Source organism: Verminephrobacter aporrectodeae subsp. tuberculatae At4, assembly GCF_000193225.1.
In the GTDB taxonomy this organism is placed as follows: domain Bacteria; phylum Pseudomonadota; class Gammaproteobacteria; order Burkholderiales; family Burkholderiaceae_C; genus Acidovorax; species Acidovorax aporrectodeae.
Window position 1 is genome coordinate 1 of the sequence record NZ_AFAL01000223.1, and the last position, 899, is coordinate 899.

Here is an 899-nt window from a genome sequence, read left to right on the forward strand (position 1 = left end):
GTGGTGGCGGTCTTCGGCCAGGTTCGCCAGATGGCTGAAATAGGTGAAGGCGCGGATCACGCTCACCGTCTGCTCGCCCGAGAGCGACTTGAGCCGCTTCTTGAGCGCGCGCTCGGCCTGCGGGTCGGCGTCGCGGCGGAAGGCGACGGAGAGCCTGCGCACCTGCTCCACCAACTCGTACGCGGCGACCCCCTCCTGCTCGCGGATCACGTCGCCCAGAATGCGCCCCAGCAGACGGATGTCGTCGATCAGGGGTTGGTCCTTGTCGGATGCTTGCATGCGGGTATCTCCGGAGTGGATGGGGGGTGTCCGGCGCGACCGGCTGCGGGGAAATCCGCGGCCAAGGCGGGCTGACGGGCCACGGGCCGCGCCGCTACCGGCGTGGCGCGGGCGCATGCTAGCATCGCCCGCCCGTCCAAGCGCATATCTCGCGCATATCTCGCATATCTCCCGGCAGGCTACGAATTTTGAGCGGCACGCATCCCATCCCCCTCGTCATCGCCACGCGCGAGAGCCGCTTGGCGCTCTGGCAGGCCCGGCATGTGCAGGCCCTGCTCCAGGCGCGTGGTCACGGCGTGCAGCTGCTGGGCATGACGACCCGGGGCGACCAGATTCTGGACCGCTCGCTGGCCAAGGTGGGCGGCAAGGGCCTGTTCATCAAAGAGCTCGAAGCGGCGCTCGTGCAGGGCCGTGCGCAGATCGCCGTGCACTCGCTCAAGGACCTGCCCATGGACCTGCCCGCAGGCCTCTCCCTGGCCTGCGTGCTGGAGCGCGAAGACCCGCGCGACGCCCTGGTCTCGGCGCGCTACGCGGGGCTCGACGCCCTGCCCCGGGGCGCGCGCGTGGGCACCTCCAGCCTGCGCCGCCAGGTGCTGTTGCAGGCGCTGCGGCCCGACCTG

2 protein-coding genes are annotated in these 899 nt (G+C 70.6%); one reads left to right on the plus strand and one right to left on the minus strand.

Annotated elements, in window-relative coordinates:
* A partial coding sequence (locus VTU_RS25980) for a phosphoenolpyruvate carboxylase (RefSeq protein WP_010102036.1) occupies positions 1-279 on the minus strand: 279 nt, incomplete at its 3' end.
* 188 nt (positions 280-467) lie between these two features.
* On the opposite strand from VTU_RS25980, the gene hemC reads away from it, so the two are divergent.
* Positions 468-899: hydroxymethylbilane synthase (gene hemC / locus VTU_RS0106010; protein WP_010102038.1), on the plus strand; the 432-nt coding region annotated here is incomplete at its 3' end.